Origin of the sequence: Paenibacillus sp. USHLN196 (genome assembly GCF_037144955.1) — a bacterium.
In the GTDB taxonomy this organism is placed as follows: domain Bacteria; phylum Bacillota; class Bacilli; order Paenibacillales; family Paenibacillaceae; genus Paenibacillus; species Paenibacillus xylanexedens_C.
This window is the reverse complement of the sequence record NZ_JBBCYH010000008.1, coordinates 114,254-132,817: the sequence shown is the minus strand read 5'-3', so window position 1 is coordinate 132,817 and position 18,564 is coordinate 114,254. Positions and strand designations below refer to the sequence as shown.

Here is an 18,564-nt window from a genome sequence, read left to right as displayed (position 1 = left end):
CTTCCTGTTCGCTCACAAAAGTCAATCCCTTCTATGATAAATTGCTCTAAAAGTGTTTCACTCAAGCACTTCGGTTACAGAAAACCTTTCGAGCACTCTTGTCCCCAGATTTCTTCTCATTCCCCTTACATGGGGAAATCCGGTGACAAAGGCGCACGCTTCGCTTCTTCAGGTCCTTTCTGTCCCCTCCGTTGTCGTGTCATTCTATAAATTGATTTATTAGGCAAAACCAAACTCAAATGCCGATTAATTAACTTGGTTTAATAGGTATGGACATCATATCAATTGATTTGTCTGTGAGCAATGTCATTTCGCGGCAATTTTATTTTGTCATTTTGTGGTCTTTTCTCAGATTTAGGTCTTCCTGATCTTGAATATATATAAAACCCACCTGTATAATAGGTTTAAGTACATATTCAAAAAGTCTGGTTTTCAGTACCGAGAAGATGGAATGAAGATAGAAATGGAGTAGCGGAGCGTAGGAAAACTACGTGAGCAACGGACATTTCGGCTGAATTTCAGCTTCGATGTTGATGATGCCACTAGGCATGATTCGTAATCAAAAGTGGAGTTTTTGAACTACATCTATGAGCGAAACTTTTAGATTATATAAACGATACTTGATAATAAAGAGGTGTTCCTGATGACCGAGAGCATGAAGGAGGACCACCATGAGTTTTTGGAACTTATTTTCTTCACGCCATCTGAATTCGAGAAAGCTGGTGGCGCCTGGCCGATTCGCATCGGACGAAATATAGCCAAGACCAACTATCATATTGGCCCGCGTACTACGCCTTATCATTATTTGCTATTTGTGCTGGAGGGGGAAGGTACATTCATACAAAACGGACAGCGTCATGCGCTTCGAGCCAGGGATGCATTCTGTCTGTTTCCACATGTTCCCCATGAGTACTGGACTGATCCAGAGAACACGTTGCAGAAAATATTTATTGCATTTGACGGTGCACATGCAGCCGAACTGCTGTCTCGAATTGGACTTACACCCGACTCACCGTACCGTTCAGGTGTACTGACCCCCGAGACTGCAAGCGCCATGCGCTCATTCATGGAGGATGTTCGCAAACCTCAGGATGGAGCGAGCGATCTGGGACGACTAACCCGGTTTCTAAACCTCTTTGACCGGATAGCCCGTTCCCCCGCAACCAAAGGATTGCAACCGGATTCAACCACGCCTTGGCTTCAGAAAGGCAAGGATTACATGGACATTCATTTTGCAGGCGGCATCTCCGTGGAAGGTGTGTCCGCTCATGCTGGTGTGGATCGAACCCATTTTGCCAAACAGTTCCGCAAAGCGTATGGTCTGTCTCCCGTGCAATATATCCAGCAATTAAAAATGAATCAGGCCAAACGCCTGCTGGTGCAGACTCCGCTAAGCTTAACAGAGGTCGCTCATTCCGTAGGTTACCCGGACTTGTTTTCCTTCTCCAAAGCATTTAAAAAGCACGTTGGTCTGCCTCCCAATCGCTATCGCACAGCGGAGAGTACTAAAGAGTAAAGGAATGGCCTTTCGCTCCCCAGCCTATGATCCGTATCTCGTGCACGCTTGCCGCCTCTATAGAATTGCCGTGGACTCCTGAGTTTCATATCCTGCATATCATGACGATGCAAAATCTTAACCTAAATCCACCACCAAAAAAGGCAAGCCCCTTCAACCCGGGACTTGCCTTCTTTCTATACTATAGTCTTGACGCACGTACTCGAAACTAGGAACTTTTTTATGTTGACGTAACGCTATTCCTTCTCCTCATTCTTGCGCGCAAGCGGAATACCGTTCTCCTTCGCATACCATGCTTCATAATGATGCACAGCTACACCTGTAAATGAAGAATGAGAGGTACCCAGATCGAACACCTTCGCCATTTCTTCATTCATATTGCTAACCGGTTTACGGAAAAAGGTCAGGTGATCCCCCTCGTGTGTGTCCGCGAGCTCCGCTCCGATCCAGACTTTCTTACCGAGATCATCCGCTTCGTCCAGCTCTTCCTTGGACAGATCATACATCTGCTGCCCACTATCCCGGTAAGCCATAATGGCCACCGCATCGAAGTGGGAGATCACCCAGCGACTGAATGTACCATCACCTTCAGCCGACTGACGGGCATCAAGCCAGAACGGAATGGCAGCACTCATATACAGTCCGGCATCCTCTCCTGCTTTTGTCCAGGACTTCATGTTGTTCTGCCACTCTGCAATGACGCTGCTCTCCTCGTTCTCCCATCGCTTCAGCTGATAAGGCTCTACATCCAGTTGAATGCCTTGGAAGCGTTCATTCTTGGCGGAAGCTTCATTGTATGCTCGTACTCGCTCAATAAAAGCAAGCCCTTCATTCCGTTTCTCCTCATAGGCCCAGTCTGCATGACCGTTAAGTCCATGCACTTCAATCTCAGCCTCCCGAGCAGCCGCAATGAATTTGCGGTATGTTGCGTCAGACACCTCATCCTGGATTTGCAGGAAGATGGTATCCACACCCTGTTCTTTGGAGAAAGCAATAATCTCAGGTGTCTGTTCTGCAATAATGGACGCGTCCCACAGCCAGGTCGCTTTGTGTTCCTCTGCCGAGAACCATTTGAACATCCAGGACAGAAGCAGCAGGCACAACACCACAGCCAGAATGGCCCATTTCGCCATACCCACCAGCTTGCCCCGTTGCCTCATATATTTCCTCAGACGAGCAACGCTTCACTTGGCTCAAGCACAGGATGCTGTACCGAGTGACCAATCTTGTAGATATGCGGATGTGTGTATGAACGGAATGCATTACGTGTATCCAGAATGGGTACACCCATCTCGGCAATATCAAAGTAAGGCAAATCGCTGTGGTTGGTGATCAGCACGATGCAATCGTACTTCTTGAACTGCTCCAGATTGAACACTTCGCTGTGTACGGTCTCGCCATGCTTGTCCTGGAAGGAATCCGCATGTGGGTCGTAGTAGCTTACGTTAGCTCCACTTTCCTTGAACAGTTCATATACTTCCAGTCCTGGTGATTCACGCAGGTCGGCAATATTTGGTTTGTACGACATGCCGAGGAGCAGAATATTGGATTTACGTACGGATTTAGCGTATTCGTTCAGAATCGTTGACGTTTTGTTCAACACATAATATGGCATGTTGTCATTGGTGGATTGCGCCAGCTCAATGAATTTGCTATAGAAACGGAAGCCTTTGGCTTTCCATGACAGGTACATCGGATCCAGCGGGATGCAGTGTCCACCGATACCTGGGCCTGGATAGAATGGCATGAAACCAAATGGTTTCGTCGCCGCCGCGTCAATAACTTCCCAGATATCAATGCCCATGCGGTCGCACATCATCGCCATTTCATTCACAAAGGCAATGTTCACGCTGCGGAATGTGTTCTCCAGCAATTTGGACATCTCAGCCACTTTCGGCGAAGATACCGGCACTACGGTTTCAACATACTTGCTATACAGTGCTGTTCCGAGCTTCAAGCAAGCTTCGGTCGTGCCCCCGATTACTTTCGGAGTATTATATGTCGTGAAGCGTCCGTTCGACGGGTCCACACGTTCAGGCGAGAAGCAGAGGAAGTAGTCTTTACCCGCTTCATGTCCGATCTTGTCCAGCTTCTGCTGAATCAATTCTTCGGTTGTACCTGGATAAGTGGTGCTCTCCAAGGTAATCAGCATGCCTGGTTTCATATGCAGTTTGATCTGATCCACAACGGTCTCGATGTAAGACGTATCCGGGTCCTGATTCTCACTGAGCGGTGTAGGTACGCAGATACTGAGTGCGTCGATCACACGCAGCATGCTGTAATCCGTCGTTGGCTGGAAACGGCCGCTTTGCATTACTTTTTTCAATTCATCAGACGAAATATCGTGAATATAGGAATCTCCTTGATAGATACTCTCTACTTTGGACGCATCCAGATCAATTCCGATTACCGTGAAACCTTGATTGACCATTTCCACGGCAAGTGGAAGTCCTACGTAACCGAGCCCGACGACGCCGAGTACAGCTTCTTTATTTTCAATCGCATTCAGTAATGTGTGGAATTGTTGATTCTCCATGATATTCCCTCCGGACAATGTATTTGGTGGTGCTTAAAATCCATGTAAATAGATGGTTGTCTGTTCATTTAAGCTATCTTCTAATGAAGGCAGCGTCTAATTCGGGCATCCAGTTCTACAGGTGAGAACGGTTTGGTCATGTAATCATCGACTCCGCTGCGGAAGCACTGACTGATCGTCTCCTCGACACGCTGTTCGGTCAATACAACGATTTTGGGTGGCTGCTCCATCTCTAGATTCTGGATATGATGAATGAACGGCAGACCGTCGATGCCATACAGATTCAGTTCGGTGAGCACTAGATCAGGTGTGACTTTCTCAATCAACTCCAGTGCAGCCAGTCCATCAACAGCTTCATAGGTTTCATATCCCTGCATTTTCAGACGCAGCTGCAGGAATTCGCGTACCGTCGGATCGTTGTCCACAATCAAAATACGTTCCGGCTCGTCCGCCGTCGTGTCCAGCGTGTAGATATGAATCTCCGATGAATCTATAAGCTTCGAGGATTCAGCCATATGCTGAATGGTTGCCTTCGAAGGGCGCTCCCCCTCTGGGAAACTGGCCAGTGTAATCTGTGGATCGGCACCGGGGACGGTCTCTTGCAGCTCATGTTTGATCCGAAGCCCTTCATAGTGAACCTCATCCAGTGACAACCCTGGCAGCAGGACAGCAATCGCCTGGGTCGCCCCATCCGTCCACACCTGGAAAGCAGACTTGCTTGTCTGCTCCAGATGTGTCCTGACCTGCTGCTCAGGTTGAGAGTTTCCTGCACAATGGATGAACATTAAGCCGCATGTTTCGGCACCCGTTTCTTTCAATCCCTGTTCTACACTTCGGTACACATTAACGGCAGCCTCACGCTGCAATGTCGCCGTATTTGGCATGTTCTTTTCCACCCTTCTCCTCGATTATCTATACAAGTTGTTGCAATATTTCCATGATCTCTTTACTCAAGCGGCTTCGCTTGTTTTCTTCTCATCCTCGGACCAGCTCTGACGTGTCATAGTACCCCATGAATTGTTGTTTTGCATGAACTGCACATGTCCCTGCAATCTCCACAGTACGCCAAGCTGATGGTAACCGACGAACTTCAGCGCGGAGTAGACCAGCATTTTGACCAGATCGGAGAGCTTGTTGTAACGCTTGAATGCAATCTCCTCCAGGATAAGTGCGCCTACACTCAGCAGGTAACCACACACGAAGTTCAGTAATCCGAACAGAACCAGGATCGGCCACTGGGTCATATCCAGAAGTACATATCCGGCGAGTGCCAGAAGTCCGGTAATTCGGAAATACGGATTCAGCGCTTCAAAAATAACGTTATATGGCATGGTCACCATACCCATAACCTTATATTTCGGATTGAACAACATGCCACGATTCTCGATCATGTTCTTCAGGTTTCCGCGGCCCCAACGCTTGCGCTGACTGGACAAGATCCGGTAGGAATCCGGTGCCTGCGTCCAGCATACAGCCTCAGGACAGAAGGCGACGCGGTACTTCAATTTGTTTTCCAGCATATAACGGTGGAGCTTGATGATGATGTTCATGTCTTCCCCAGGATAACCATCCCGGTATCCACCCACGGCGATAACAGCGTCCTTACGGAACATACCGAAGGCACCGGAGACAATGATTAGACCGTTCATGTGACTCCAGCCAATCCGTCCGCCCAGGAAGGCTTTGAGATATTCGATCGACTGGAACATGGGCCAGATCTTACGCGGCAGCGATACGTCTTGCACTGCCCCGTTTTCAATTTTGCAACCATTGGCTATCCTTACATCTCCACCGATGGCCACCGTCTCTTCCGGATTCTCCATATACATGCGAGCCATGCGGATCAGGGCATCCTTCTCCAGCAACGAATCAGCATCGATGGAAGAGATTAACGGATAATGGGACAGGTTGATTCCTGCATTGAGAGAATCGGCCTTCCCGCCATTTTCCTTGTCAATGACATACAGATCCGGGAACTCCGGATTATGATAGATCCCGCGAATTTTCTGACAGGCGATCTTGCCCCGAATCTTCGTATTGGGTACCGGCTTCAGGCGATATTCTTCCAACAGGATCTTCAGCGTGGCATCGCTGGAGCCATCATTCACGACGATGACTTCATACGTTGGATAATTCAGCGTCATCAGGCAATTCACATTTTCAATAATCGTCAGTTCCTCGTTGTACGCTGGTACCAGCAGGGAAACCGAGGGCACCAGTTCCGAGCCTGACAATGTATTGTATTTGGAATAATGCGACCGCCGGAAGATCGTCCAGATGTTACGGAATGATAAAGCCAGAATGGAAAAGTAGAGCGTATTGACGAAAACAACATAGTAGATTGCGACCATGCCGTAGATTAATAGTAGATCCCTAAGCAGTGTAATCCCCTCCTACCGTAGCCACACCTGTACGTTTCTTGCTGGTTCTGTTCTCTCGTACAGGGCCAAAATAACGATCGTAGAGCAGTCTTTTTTTGTTATGTGCAATCATCTGCTCTACAGCTCTGTCCTCAGTTCTTGTGTGCTGCATGGTACTCTCGATCTGCTGCATCGCAATCTCGCGCTCAGCACCTGTACCTTGCACCGCAGCCTGACACAGCGCTTCGAATCCCGGTTCGCCCAGCTTGCTCAGACTCTCCGCACTGTTATAGCGAACTCTCCAGTCCTCATCCCGCAGCGCTTTGCGCAGCAATGGAATGCTGCCAGATGCATGTTTCGAACCGAGCGCTTGCACCACCTCGGCGCGAACTTCCGGATCGGGGTCCTGGATCAGCTTCAGAATCGTCTCATCCCGGAGTGCCGGACTTGCGCTAAGATACAGCTTCACCGCCTCGGCACGTACATCCTGATGTTCGGCGCCTACGAGTCTGTCGAGGGCAGGCATCACTTCAGGTACAGCCTGTCCCCACATCGCAACGAGTCCGACTTTGACAAAATCAGGATTCCGGTCTTCCAGCAATTCGATTAGAATTCTGCTCGTATCCAGACTCGTCTCAAGCAGAATATCTGCTGCCAGATGGTGAATCGACTTGCCTTTGGTTAACAGTAACGCCAGCATGTCTTTCAGTTCATCTTGTCGAGTCGTACATCTGGAGATGGAACGACCAATCATAATGGCCATCGGGCCTGGCTTCTCATCCTTCAGCAATTCCATCAAACCCGGAACGGCTTCGGGACAACGCATGCCACCCAAGCGATAAGCCGCTTCAATCTGGCGACCGTAACGCAGACGACCCAGTTCCTTCAAGTCGTGCTCTACGAATCCCGCTTCACGGCACAGTGCAATTAATTTGTCGCGGTACTCCCCTTTGAACTGGTCAATCCATTCAATAAGCCTGTCCTGGATGACCCGGCGTTCGAGCGGAGCCAGCTTGCCTGGTGGCAGTCTGAGCGGACTATTCTCGGTCAAGGCCGTTTGCAGATAAGTGAAGTAGTCACGCTGTTTCAATTCATAGAACGCAATCTTGCGTCGTTTGCCGTTGTGGGACATTTTCATGGCAAACAATACGATGACGCCTACAACAACAAGTGCGATACAGATGTACAAAAACAGATAGGCCAAAGCCAAACTTGAAAACATGTGAAAAGGTCCTCCTTTATACTCATTTATTCGATCTGAAAACTAGGAATTTTTGCGTAGCTCTTCTTCATTTTCTCGTAGCTTAGTTTCAACCGCTCGCTATACTGGACTTGTTCCCACGGCTGCCAGCTATACACCGGCAACGTCTTCAGGTCCAAGGTCGTCTGTTCGCCCCCAGGCCAGGACACCTTTTCCGTGGCACGGTCCATTAGCCATGGAATGAGGGTAACACCTTCCACAGCAACTGTGGAGAACTCCCGGCCATTCTTGAGCGGTTCATAGTCAATCGCTTGCAGCGAACTCGGATCACCGAACCCGAGCAGCATCCAGGGAATTCGCATCTCCACCTGATTGCCGTTATACTGCCATGTCGTTAACGAATCCGTATCGGACTGACCGGGTGCTGTTGTTCCCCGCTTCAATGTCCCGACCTTTGCATTCATGAACGGGTGGGCAGATCGAGTATCCGGCGGTGTCATTCTCAGACTGACTGCCAGATTCCATGGATGGAACGGATCTGTTGAAACAGACTGATTGTCTGGTAACATGTCATATCCATCCTTGCCGTACAGACGCTGATTAAAGTCATAGTCCTTGGCGATCTCCACCTGTGACTCCTTATCCTGCCCCAGTGTAATCACCGTCTCAAGACCATCACTGAGCGTACGGCCCGGGAGTAACTTATCAGGCTGACTGCCTCCGGCAAGTGTATCGGTCCCAATCCGCAGCACCGTCTGATCCGGGTCAAAAGGTTGATCCAGGGTCAGCCCAATATACAGATAGGCTTCATCATGGGTCATCTTCATCTCCTGAATGCCGTCCACTTGGCCCTGCCAGGTGGTGACTTCTTCATCCTTCAGATCATCCCAATCATCCAGTGACCCATCCATGGTCAACTGTTCCTGTTTACCCGGGTCCATGGCAAGCAGACCAAACATCTTCTCGTTCGTCAGTACGTTCAGCCAGTATGCCCGGCGATCAGCCGGGATTTCCAGTGGCATCGTGTTCCATGTTTTTTTGAACCACTCATCCTGCCACATGAACACAATTGCTCCCGAGTACCCTTCATCATAGATATCCTGCGTCAATGACGCGTCAATATCTCCCTGCTCCACCTCGTTATGTCCACCCTGGTTCCGGCCTCCCATACCCAGATGGGAAATACCCAAAGAAGAAGGTACACCATACTCTGTTATCATTACAGGCATATCGGAAAACTCGGCTTTAAGCTTACGCAGATAACTTTTGTACGTGTTGTACTCACCGTTCTCATCTTTGATCGTTTGGAGTGTTTTATCGACATGGAACAGATCCGGGTAATACGGGTACACATGGTAGGCTGCAAAATATCCACCATCCCACGCCTCCGGCTGAATATGACGGGCATCCACACTCACGAGATCCTCTTCATACAGCGGCTCCCCGGGATGATCCAGCACATCGGTGGTTACCCAGTTGGTGAAGGTCATCGGATGCTCCCATCCATATTTCTTCTCCAGGACAGCAGTATGATCCAGCAGTTCTGCGAGCCAGTTCTCGAACGGTGACGCTTCTGGACTCGCGGAGAAATGAACTCCCTTGTATTGCGGCACGTCCGCATGTTTCGCGTTCGTATTGTCTACCATCGCCGGGTCCCATTCCGTACCCACATGCCAGGCCATCAGATATTTTCCAGCATTTGTCTTGTATTTGCCGCTGGACTCTCCCTGCTTGGCAGGAATGTCCGCATCGCCATAGACAGCAGATACTGCCTTTTCAATCTCCTGCTTGAACGTCTGCTCAATATGGGCAGCATAGGCATCCTGCTTCTCAATCAACACTTCTTCAGGTGACCATATGCCCTGTATAAAATATAACGGTTGCTCCCGGCCACGATTGTATTCGACCAATGCAGAGTAAAAAATCGGTTCGTGAACCGTGTATACCCGGATCACATTGGCTCCCAGATCCTCGATCTGCTGGAACCACCGCAAGTAATCCTCTTTGGTCAGCGGGAATTCTCCCGGGTAATGCCCCGGTGAAGTTGCGCCCAGGTTGACACCTTTGACGAACATCTCCCTCCACGTTCCATCCGGCCCGTATTCCATGAACCGGTCTCCTTCGGTCTTGAATTTCATCTCCGTGCCGTTCTCCGCTGTGTACGTAACGAGCTTGGGTTGCATATAGTGCCATCCGGCAAATATCCCGCCAGTCACCACCACTGCTCCTGTCAACACCGTTAATAACCAGCGTCTTCGTCTTTGTCTGCTCATGTCTTTAGATTGCTCACCTCTCTATTATGCATCCTGCTTCAACACCGAATGGTCCAACATGAAGCATAGGAATCATTCCGCTTCGGATGTCCGCTTGGTAGAGATGTCAGCGGTGTAGTTCTCACTATAGCGCTAAGACTCTGCATTTGTAACTAGGCTGATGGAAGCAAACATGAAATGGAACATTCTGCCCATGATTCGTAAAAAAGTCCATCAACTACCACTCGGAAGCCTCTGGGATACCGCTGATTCCCGAACACTAATATTTGCTGGAATTGATGGATTAGATGCCCTGCTAATCTTGCAATTCTGAAACCTTTATTGTTATGTGCAACGCGGGTACAGGCATCGTTTTCCGTTTGAACACATACCCCATTAAACGCGAGTCATATGTTAAAGTTGCGGACCTTTTTACAGTATTAACCATAAAGATTACAAAATTGATACTATAGTCCGATAACGCATCAGCGATATTCCGCGTCACATCAAGGTTTTCTGAAAAATGCAGAAAACCAAAAAAGGACGTCAGTCCCCCCCTATAGGACTGTACCCATTTATAAACCTTTTACAAAAACCTAAATGAACGCCCGGTCATCACCCAGAGGTCACAGATCTCTCACATTAAATGTAAAAAAGCACAACTTATTTCCTAATTTATGTCTCTAATATAGCTAATCCATAATTGTGTCCAATTTGCAAAATAATTCCGGTTGCCGCATTTTGAATTGTCAGATATGCTTATAAAACAGGAACACTTGTTCCATACTGTAAATAAACTGTTAAATATCGATGTTCAAATGAAGATAATGGATGCTTAACAGAGCCCAGCATCACGGATAAGGAGAGAAGTCTTATGCCCCGCCAAGACAGACGTGTCATCATGCTGGCCGACTGCCAGTCATTCTATGCCAGTGTGGAGAAGTCTGCACACCCCGAATACAAGGATCGCCCCCTCGTTGTCGCGGGAGATCCGGCGCGCCGTTCGGGTATTATTCTTGCGGCCTGTCCACTCGCCAAGTCCTATGGAATCACAACAGCAGAACGACTGGGTGAAGCGCTCGCCAAATGTCCGGATGTTGTGGTCGTTCGCCCCCGGATGGCCGAGTACATTCGGGTGTCCCTTCATATTACGCGTATCCTTCAGTCTTACACGGACCTGGTAGAACCCTATAGTATTGATGAGCAGTTCCTCGATGTCACCGGAAGCCTGGATCTGTTTGGCAGTCCCGAGACGATTGCACGCAGCATTCAATCCAGAGTGATGGATGAGACGGGTGTATACATTCGGATCGGCATCAGTGATACCAAAGTCGTCAGCAAGATGGCTTGTGATCTGTATGCCAAAAAAGTCCCTGGAGGCATCTGCACGTTGCCTCGTAAAGATCTGCCGTCCACCATCTGGGAGAAGCCTGTGCGAGACATGTTCATGGTTGGTTCCCGCATGGCGCAGCATCTCTACAAGATGGGCATTCATACCATTGGTGATCTGGCCCAGACTCCGCTGTCTCGGCTGAGAGAACGTTGGGGTGTGAATGGCGAGGTACTGTGGCGTATTGCCCGCGGTATCGATGATTCTCCGGTCAAACCCGGGACATATGCTCATCAGCAGCAGGGTATTGGACATCAGATGACCCTCCCCCGGGACTATGACTCCTGGGAAGATATCAAAGTGGTACTGCTTGAGCTAGCGGAGCTCGTCAGTCGACGTTCCCGGGACAAATCGCTCATGGGCCATGTCGTCTCGGTTGGATGTCGCGGACAGGATTATGATCGACCTACCGGTTTCTCCCGCCAGATGAAGGTGAATGAACCGACTAACATTACGGATGAAGTATACGATGCGGCAGCAGCTCTGTTCCTGCGCCATTGGGACGGATTACCCATCCGCCGCATCAGCGTGTCACTGACCGGACTAGTGCCTGATTCCGAAGTGCAGCTGTCCTGGTTCGATGACCGCGAACGCAAAAGAGAACTGGAACGTGCCACGGATGATATCAAGCGCAGGTACGGAGATACCGCCATCATGCGGGCATCCTCCCTCTGCTCGTCCGCGCAGGCACAGGAACGTTCTCATAAAATTGGAGGTCATTATAAATGAGTAAAAAATTGCAGCAAAACGGTATCTTCGAGTCCTCACGCATGATGCTTCCTGAACATCGGGAAGCCTATATTCTTCATCAGGAACAACTCGCTCCTCGTACCCGCCCATCCCTGGATGCCCAGGCCGCAGAAGAAATGTCCCGTCTGCTCAGCAACTCGATGATGCTTGGAGATATCGTTACCATTACGTTGTTTCACGAACATGACGATATCCGTTACACCGGGCAGGTGCTTCGGCTGGACCGTCCTGCCCGTACCCTCCGATTGCTGATGGAAGGTGGGTCCCGGGATATTCAGATGAATCTCATTACGGATGTGGCGCTTGCCAATGAATGAAGGGGTATACCCCCACCCCGATGTTGTGGATATCCCATGATAGATGCAGCATTGCCGTTGCCATGCAGGACTGTCTTCCTACACTTCCTGGTGAATACCAAAAGTAGCCGACGAGACATATCCAGACCATTCACTTCGTTCTAAAGAAGCAAAATATCAGATACGTGATTCATCGGCTACATATAAGGGTATTCTTTTTCAGTAAATTTCTTAGAAAAAGCTCCAGTCGAATTCCTTGGACAGACGCTCCAGCAGATGCACGCCGGCAATACTGTTGCCTTTGCGATTCAGAGCCGGGCCGACAAGACCTATGCCGAATTGTCCCGGTACAAGGGTCAGAATCCCACCGGATACTCCACTTTTGGCGGGCAAGCCGACCTCGATAGCAAATTCGCCTGATGCATTATACATACCACAGGTGGTCATAAAGGTTTTGGCAATCTGAACATAGCGACGAGGGATGAGTTCTTCTCCCGTAATTGGATCTGTTCCATTGTAGGCCAGAACGAGTGACATTCGGGACAGATCTGCACACGTCACTTCAATGGAGCAATGACGGAAATACACGGCAAGCACGTCTTCAACGTCATCCTTAATGACTCCGTTATGCTTCAAAAAGTAGCCAAGTGAACGATTCATATGACCACTCTCCGATTCGGACTGAAACACCTCTTCGTTATAGCCCAGGCGATCATTGTGGGCCAGCTTGCGGAAAAACTCCAGAATGCGCCGTGATTTCTCTTCCTTACAGTCTCCTCCAACAAGCGAGGACACCGTAATTGCACCTGCATTAATCAATGGATTAAATGGAATACCGGGTTCGACTAGTTCAAGCTTAACCATTGAATCGTAATCGTCGCCTGTAGGTTCTTTTCCTACATTAAAGAAGACTGCTTCTTCTCCATGATCCATTAAGGCCAGAATTAGGGTAAATACTTTGGAGATACTTTGCATCGTAAATGGAACACCGCAATCCCCTGCCGACACATGGTTACCTTCGGCGTCCATGATATGTATACCGAGCTCATCCTGTGAGGCTTTGATAAGCTCTGGAATATAAGAAGCCACTTTACCTTGCCCGGTGTGCAAACGACTGGTCTCCAGCCACTCCGGCAGTAATGCATTCAGACGTTCCATGGTCGAATTGCTCATATGTCATCTCCTCCACATCTCTATATGTGCCTCTTCAAAAAGTCAGGTTTTCAGTACCGAGAAGATGGAATAAAGCTAGAAATGGAGTAGCGGAGCGTAGGGTACCTACGTGAGCAACGGACATTTCGGCTGAATTTCATCTTCGATGCTGATGATGCTGCAGGCATGATTCGTAATCAAAAGTGGACTTTTTGAACTACCTTTATATAAGCATCTGATTACCCTCAGACAGTTCCTTTTACCGCTTCCTTTGAAGATTTAACTCCAAGATCTCACCAGGAAGACCTTCGTAATCGCCAGTCCAGGTGGACACAAAGTTCTGTCTGGTTAAGATCTGACGGGAAGCGATGTTAGACGGATCAATAACTGCATAGAGTGATCCAATCCCTGCGGCTTGTGCTTGTATAATCAGCCGTGACGCTATGGATGTACCCTGTCCTTTGCCCCAATGTTCAGGCAGGATCATGTAGCCTATTTCAGCACGGGTCGGGTCCTCCTGATCCGGAATCAATTTGGCATACGCCACACCGGCACCATCTTCACTAAATACCCGGTAATGTCCACAAGTGGAACGCTCATTAAAATCCAGCATGGACTCAAATTGTGATCTCGCCTCTTGCTTCGGTAGTGCACGTTCTGTAATCTGTTTCATTACTTCCATATTGGAAACCAATGCATAATAGTCATCAAAATCAGGTTGTGTGTATTTAATGAAGTTCATGATATGCCTCCTCTGGGGTACATAACTTGGTCTTAATCTTCTTGGATTCACCTAGAGTATAACAGAAGCGAATGACGGAATGCACACAAGGCACCACGCTCGCAATCAGCCAGATAGTTCAACAGGCCAACAGGCTGGCAATCTGGCAACAGTAGATACCAAAAAGCGGCCTCATCTGGAGACCGCTCTGTTTATTTTACTTTTTACAATGAAGAAATATACTCATTCCGTACTCACAGCTCATGTTGCTTAGCTTGCCCGTGATGAAGGGTTAAGGTTCATCTGTTTTTCACGTTGACGTGCACGACGACCTTGACCTGGAGGGGTAATGATCAGTGCGAGCAACAGCGAGACAGCGCAGAGTACAGCAATCACGATAAAGGTTAGATGGAATCCGCCCAGCAGGGCACTGATGAATGATCCAGCCAAAGCACCAAATCCAAATCCCTGATAGATCACGCCATAGTTTTTACTCTGATTCTTCAGTCCGAAGTAATCGGCCACAATCGCCGGGAATACCGTAATGTTACCACCGAAGCAGAATGCAACGGCCGCCACACAGGCGAAGAAAATCCCAAAGGTTAGTGGAACCAGACTAAGTGTCATAACAGCTACGGCTGTAACCAGCAATGCACCAGCGATGACCTTCATTCGTCCTACTTTATCCGACAGCGCACCAAGAATAATACGTCCTGCCGTGTTGAAGATCGCAACCATAGCTACTGCATTCGCAGCTGTAGCTACATCAAGTCCAGCGAGCTGTACACCGATATCTTTGACAATACCGATCAGATACAGTCCGCTCATACACGCCGTGAAGAAAATAACGAACAGCATGTACGCTTCTTTCGTACGCAGCATCTCTTTTACCGTATAGTCATGACGTGCCACGACTTGTTTCGTTCCTTCCTTGCTTGCCGGAGCCTGTTCACGAACAACCGCTTCACGAATTAGGAATGATCCCGCAACGACCAGAACCAGAACGATAATACCCCAATACATAAATGCCTGAGCAGGACCAACGGCACCAATCAATGCCGAGTTCACATATTTGAACAATAGACTACCGGTACCGAAGGCTCCGACCGAGATCCCCGAGATCAGGCCTTTACGTTCCGGGAACCATTTGATCAGATTAGACAGCGACGTAATATACGCCGTACCATCTGCAAAACCAACGACAAATCCAGCCAAAATGTACAGCAGTGTTAGCGAAGTAACTTGGGAACTCAGAATCAGACCCAGTCCAAGCACAACCCCGGCTACACGGATCAGACGCTGAAGACCCCAACGTTCCTGCAACCGTCCTGCAAACAATGTGGCAAAAGCCAATGCAAAACTCGTAATTGAAAATGTTATCGCGACCGAGCTGACGTCCCATCCGAAACGATCAGACAGCGGTTGATTAAATAAACTCCAAGTATAGATGGTTCCAAGACCCATTTGGACAATGATAGTCCCCAAAACAATAAGCCAGCGGTTCATTTTTGTAGGTGCAAATGTTGATTCAGGTGTTGATGAAACTGATGAAATTGCTGCTTTCATCGTGATCTCCCCTTTGCCGATGTCATATACATGAATGCGTTCACAAGCTAATCATACATGAAAGGGGATTCATTACACCGGTTTGAGCATGAGTTGCATTAGATGCGGAATGAAATGCTTCTAGATGCGCATGAGTTGCCTGAATTCTTTGACCTTCCCACGACTCACGGGCACTTCAGCTTCCAAATCGCGCAGACGGAGCAGATACGTATTGTTGAACCAAGGCACTATTTCACGGATTTGCGACAGGTTTACGACGTACGAACGGTGGCAGCGAAAGAACGTGTCCTGTGGCAGACGGCTGTGAAAATCCGATATGCTCACTGGCATGGTGAACTCACCATTTTTGGTATATACCTTCGTCACCTTCTCTTGCGCTTCCGCATAGTAGATGTCTGCCGTATCCGTAACAATAATATTGTCATTCCGCAGCAGATTAATTCTTCTGTCCGTATGGGAATTCGTATCTCGTAACAATTCCCCATGCGCAGCAGGTCCGTCCGCCGTGGTAGGAGCTGGTCCATCCTCAACATGTTGCTCCACCGGCGCATGATCACGCTTGAAAGCCAACTCCAACTTATGGAGCATCGCAGCGATTCGCTTCTCGTCATAAGGCTTCAGAATATAATCGAACGCCTCCAACTCAAAGGCTTCTGCTGCATGTTCCTTATACGCCGTAGTAAATACAATATAAGGTTTAGTTGCAAACTTCCCGATATGATGGGCCAGCATCATGCCGTCCAGTGAGGGAATATTGATATCGAGGAAAATCACGTCAACTTCTTGTTCCTGCAAAAACTTCAGTACATCCAGCCCGTCTTCAAGGCGATCCACCACCTCAATCTGGCTATGTTCCTGGATTAAATAATTCAATTCTTCACTTGCCAGAATTTCGTCTTCCACAATAAGAGCTCTCATTGATCTATCATCACCTTGTTACGACATCTCCTTTGGGCACATCAAATAAAATATCGGTTCCTTGTTCCAGCCTTGTAATGGTTACACCTTGTCCGTAGATGAGCTTAACCCGGCGATGCACATTATATAGCCCGATCTGGTTACCCGGCATGCGGTCATGGTAGACCCGTTCAATAATATCTGCACTGATGCCTGCCCCTGTATCACTGACACTGATTCGCACAAACTCCGGATAATCCTGTACCCGAATTCGAACGGTCCCGGGTCCTTTTACCTTTAGAATGCCATGAATAATTGCATTTTCGACGAGCGGCTGGATGACAAGACTCGGAATATGCACCGCGACCTCATCAATCTCATAGATCACGTTAAGTCGACTGCCGAAGCGGGCTTTCTCAATCTCCACATAATTGCGGACCTGCTCCAGCTCCTTGTGAATATCGATTAATTCATCCGACAGCTCCAGATTGTAGCGCATGTACCCGGATAGATTCACAATCAGCTCCCGCGCACGATCCGGTTTGGTTCGGATGGACGAAGCAATCGCATTCAGCGCATTAAACAGAAAATGAGGATGAATGGTTGTCTGTAATGCACGCAGCTCTGCTTTGTTGGCAGCAGCCTTGATCTCCTCTACCCGCGATACCTCCATCTGGGTCGAGATGATCTGCGATAGACCTACAGCCATCGTTTGCAATGGATACGTAATTTTGTACGCTTTGCGATAATAGATTTTGAGCGCACCTGTGATGTCTCCTCGTTCTTTGAGCGGAATGATTAACAGCGAATGGATATCCGGTGTTTTTTCATCAATCACATCATTGCTGATCGTAATCTCCCCGCTGGATATCGTCTTCTTCGTCATCTCACTAATAATCTCATTACCAATATGATATCGTTCCTCACCAAATCCTACGTAAGCCAGTACATTCCGGGTATCCGTAATCGCAACCGCATCAGCCTGAATATCCTCCTGAATAATTCGGCAGATCTTGCGCAGAGAATCCTCATCAATCGAACGGAAATACGGCAAAGTCTTGTTCGCAATCTCCAATGCAAGCTTCGCCTGACGAGCCGCAATCATCTCCTTTTCCCCTTCGACACTCTGCACCAAGAGTACAATCAATCCAATGTTGACTTCACCCAGAATCATAGGCAAGGCAATCTGCGAAACAATATCAGCACCCAATGGATCAGGATAGGAAAATAGCAGGATCAGTAACATCGTCAGCGCTTCACAGATCATTCCGGCACCAATACCGATGATCCATCGCTTGGGCTTGGGCGTATACTTATGTATATATCCAGAGACCAGACCTGCAAGGATACTCGTGATCAGACACGGTATAGCTGTGACTCCATCCATATCAATCAGATACCGATGCACCCCGGAGACAATACCCGTAATAATACCCACAGGCGCTCCGAACAAAATACCACCCGATAACACGGCGATGATCCGCACGTTCACCAGTGAACCTTCAACATTAATGCCCGTATACGTGCCGAAGATGGCAAAAGCACAGAATAACAAGGTAACCGCAATATACTCTTGCCACCTTAATTTCCCTTTTTGCAGAATCTGCCTAAATCTCGGCACCCTCGACAGAAAGAATAAAAATATAATCAGCAGCGCCGCCCGTTCAAATAAACCCAGCAGCATCGTAAACATCTCCAATCGTACTTCCTCCACATCTGTTCAAAATAAAAACATGTCTCATTGTAACGCAATTTCCTTCATCTCGTATGCAACAGTTTACCGCTCCCCCCGGAGGAAAGCAAAGTCCATCCTGTGAAAATGCATCAACCATACTGCACCATTCACACCATATTTCATCCCTTAACTTCTATGAAAATCTGCGTTTCCAGAAAAACCTATGTTATAATGAGTTGTCATGTTATTCCA

Annotated in this window: 15 protein-coding genes; 4 read left to right on the top strand and 11 right to left on the bottom strand. The window is 48.4% G+C overall.

Annotated elements, in window-relative coordinates:
- Nucleotides 1-643 precede the first annotated feature (643 nt).
- Nucleotides 644-1,516 carry an AraC family transcriptional regulator gene (locus WFI24_RS20020; RefSeq protein ID WP_336763631.1) on the top strand — a complete coding sequence of 291 codons (873 nt, stop codon included), beginning with the start codon at nucleotides 644-646 and terminating at the stop codon, nucleotides 1,514-1,516.
- Between the two features lie 236 nt (nucleotides 1,517-1,752).
- On the opposite strand, the gene WFI24_RS20015 is transcribed toward WFI24_RS20020, so the two are convergent.
- From WFI24_RS20015 to WFI24_RS19990, 6 genes are all read right to left on the bottom strand, one after another.
- On the bottom strand, nucleotides 1,753-2,676 hold the full coding sequence (locus WFI24_RS20015) for a hypothetical protein (protein WP_336763630.1): 924 nt from the start codon (nucleotides 2,674-2,676) through the stop codon (nucleotides 1,753-1,755).
- A gap of 8 nt (nucleotides 2,677-2,684) precedes the next feature.
- Nucleotides 2,685-4,052, bottom strand: a complete 1,368-nt coding sequence (locus tag WFI24_RS20010) for a nucleotide sugar dehydrogenase (protein WP_336763629.1) — start codon at nucleotides 4,050-4,052, stop codon at nucleotides 2,685-2,687.
- Nucleotides 4,053-4,132: 80 nt separating this feature from the next.
- Nucleotides 4,133-4,936: a response regulator transcription factor gene (locus tag WFI24_RS20005; RefSeq protein WP_336763628.1), complete on the bottom strand. Its 804-nt coding sequence runs from the start codon at nucleotides 4,934-4,936 to the stop codon at nucleotides 4,133-4,135.
- 66 nt (nucleotides 4,937-5,002) lie between these two features.
- Nucleotides 5,003-6,403 (bottom strand): glycosyltransferase family 2 protein, encoded by a 1,401-nt coding sequence (locus WFI24_RS20000; RefSeq protein WP_186327819.1) that lies wholly within the window; start codon nucleotides 6,401-6,403, stop codon nucleotides 5,003-5,005.
- A 22-nt stretch (nucleotides 6,404-6,425) separates the two neighbouring features.
- Entirely contained in the window at nucleotides 6,426-7,634 is a 1,209-nt protein-coding gene (locus WFI24_RS19995) for a HEAT repeat domain-containing protein (protein WP_145322791.1), read from the bottom strand.
- A 26-nt stretch (nucleotides 7,635-7,660) separates the two neighbouring features.
- A complete protein-coding gene (locus tag WFI24_RS19990; protein ID WP_336763626.1) occupies nucleotides 7,661-9,886 on the bottom strand; it encodes a hypothetical protein in 2,226 nt (741 codons plus the stop codon).
- Nucleotides 9,887-10,058: 172 nt separating this feature from the next.
- On the opposite strand from WFI24_RS19990, the gene WFI24_RS19985 reads away from it, so the two are divergent.
- The 3 genes from WFI24_RS19985 (at nucleotide 10,059) to WFI24_RS19975 (ending at nucleotide 12,322) form a co-directional block, all read left to right on the top strand.
- Complete coding sequence (locus tag WFI24_RS19985) at nucleotides 10,059-10,199, top strand: hypothetical protein (RefSeq protein ID WP_336763624.1); 141 nt, start codon at nucleotides 10,059-10,061, stop codon at nucleotides 10,197-10,199.
- Between the two features lie 540 nt (nucleotides 10,200-10,739).
- Nucleotides 10,740-11,984, top strand: a complete 1,245-nt coding sequence (locus WFI24_RS19980; RefSeq protein WP_336763622.1) for a DNA polymerase IV — start codon at nucleotides 10,740-10,742, stop codon at nucleotides 11,982-11,984.
- On the top strand, nucleotides 11,981-12,322 hold the full coding sequence (locus tag WFI24_RS19975; protein WP_336763620.1) for a YolD-like family protein: 342 nt from the start codon (nucleotides 11,981-11,983) through the stop codon (nucleotides 12,320-12,322). The genes WFI24_RS19980 and WFI24_RS19975 overlap by 4 nt, the downstream gene beginning before the upstream one ends.
- A gap of 210 nt (nucleotides 12,323-12,532) precedes the next feature.
- Here WFI24_RS19975 and glsA read toward each other — a convergent pair whose 3' ends face one another.
- The 5 genes from glsA to WFI24_RS19950 form a co-directional block, all read right to left on the bottom strand.
- Entirely contained in the window at nucleotides 12,533-13,474 is a 942-nt protein-coding gene (gene glsA / locus WFI24_RS19970) for a glutaminase A (protein ID WP_336763618.1), read from the bottom strand.
- 238 nt (nucleotides 13,475-13,712) lie between these two features.
- Nucleotides 13,713-14,195: a GNAT family N-acetyltransferase gene (locus tag WFI24_RS19965; protein ID WP_336763616.1), complete on the bottom strand. Its 483-nt coding sequence runs from the start codon at nucleotides 14,193-14,195 to the stop codon at nucleotides 13,713-13,715.
- A gap of 249 nt (nucleotides 14,196-14,444) precedes the next feature.
- The gene (locus WFI24_RS19960; RefSeq protein ID WP_062836113.1) at nucleotides 14,445-15,680 is read right to left on the bottom strand and encodes an L-lactate MFS transporter; all 1,236 of its coding nucleotides are present in this window, start codon (nucleotides 15,678-15,680) and stop codon (nucleotides 14,445-14,447) included.
- Between the two features lie 180 nt (nucleotides 15,681-15,860).
- A complete protein-coding gene (locus tag WFI24_RS19955) occupies nucleotides 15,861-16,658 on the bottom strand; it encodes a LytR/AlgR family response regulator transcription factor (RefSeq protein ID WP_336763614.1) in 798 nt (265 codons plus the stop codon).
- A gap of 10 nt (nucleotides 16,659-16,668) precedes the next feature.
- A complete protein-coding gene (locus tag WFI24_RS19950; protein WP_442956245.1) occupies nucleotides 16,669-18,321 on the bottom strand; it encodes a LytS/YhcK type 5TM receptor domain-containing protein in 1,653 nt (550 codons plus the stop codon).
- Nucleotides 18,322-18,564: the final 243 nt, after the last annotated feature.